Source organism: Glycomyces dulcitolivorans (assembly GCF_003265355.1).
Classification (GTDB): domain Bacteria; phylum Actinomycetota; class Actinomycetes; order Mycobacteriales; family Micromonosporaceae; genus Glycomyces; species Glycomyces dulcitolivorans.
On sequence record NZ_QFRW01000125.1, the window covers coordinates 1 to 1,332 of the forward strand.

The following is a 1,332-nucleotide window of genomic DNA, read 5'->3' on the forward strand; positions in this document are numbered from 1 at the left end:
TCGGCGGCGCGGGCCAGGGCCGCGTCGCGGTCGCCGAGGCGCCGGTGCGCCTCGGCGGCAAGGGAACGGGCGGTGCTGCGCTGGTAGGCCTGCGAGACGGCGGCGGCGCCGTCGTGGAGGGCGAGGGCGCCGGCCCAGTCGCCCTGGCGGATCCGGGACTCCATCCACATGAGATCGGCGTACGGGCTTGAGCCGGGGGCGGGGACGGTGCCGAGGCAGTCGGTGAGGAACCGCTTGACGGCCGCGGGTTCGGTGCCGTGGTCGAGGGCGAGGCGGGCGACTTCGATGACGCGCGGTTCGCGGAGGCGGTGCAGTTCGGCGGGGACGGCGTCGCGGTAGGCGCGGACGGCGGTGTCGAGTTCGGCGCGGTCGCCGCGGCGGGCGGCGATGGCGGCCGCGAGCCAGTGGGGGTAGGTGACGACCCAGCCCTGGTCCATGGCGGCGACGAGGTCGAGGCTTTCGCGGCACAGGGGTTCGGCCGCGTCGAGGTCGCCGCGTTCGACGGCGAGGAGTCCGGCCTTGGCGGCGAGGACGGCCCGCTCGTGCGGGTCGGATTCGACGCGGGCGCGGGCGCTGAGGAGGTCCCAGGCGCGGTCGAGGTCGCCGAAGGCGATCGCGGCGTCGCCGCCGACGCGGGTGATCTTGCCGCCCCAGGAGGCCATGCCGAGGTCGCCGACGGCGGCGACGGCGCGGTCGAAGAGCCGCCACGCCTGGGGTTCGGGCAGGTCGGCGAGGTGGCAGGCGAGGAGGTTGTTGACGGCGCGGCCGAGTTTGCGCAGGTCGCCGTCGGCTTCGGCGTCGCCCCAGATCCGGGTGAGGAGGCGGACGGCGGCCTCGGTGTCGCCGAGGTAGTAGAGGGCGGTGGCGCGGCTGATGGCGGCGGAGCGGCGCTGCGTGTGGAGGCCGTGGCGCTCGTAGAGGGGCTCGGTCGCGTCGCAGAGCGCGGGGATGGGCGCGTAGTCGGCGCTGCGGACGTAGGCCATGGCGCGGCCGGTGGCGCAGCGGGCCTGCTCGACGCTGCCGGGCGCGGCGAGGGCTTCGGCGGCTTCGAGGGAGCGCCACTGGTCGCGGATGCGGCCCTGGTGCCAGTCGACCTCGGCGAGGTGGAGGTGCGCGATGCACCGGCGCCGGGCGTCGCCGGCGGCGGTGAGGTGTTCGAAGTGGACGCGGGCGGCGGGGTAGTCGCCGTTGAGGAGGGCCGCGCGTCCGGCGGTGTCGCGGAGCCCGGCGTGGTCGGGGGCGGTGCGGAGCGCGGCCTCGGCGGTGCGCTGGGCGGATTCGACGTGCCAGGCGTCGAGCTGGGACGCGGCGGTGCGGGCGGCGGCCGCGGCC

Annotated in this window: 1 protein-coding gene; it reads right to left on the reverse strand. The window is 77.1% G+C overall.

The genetic code is table 11. The features are described 5' to 3' along the window. Positions 1–1,332, reverse strand: a 1,332-nt coding sequence (locus DI269_RS27080; RefSeq protein WP_157974952.1) for a hypothetical protein, incomplete at both ends; no start/stop codon positions are given.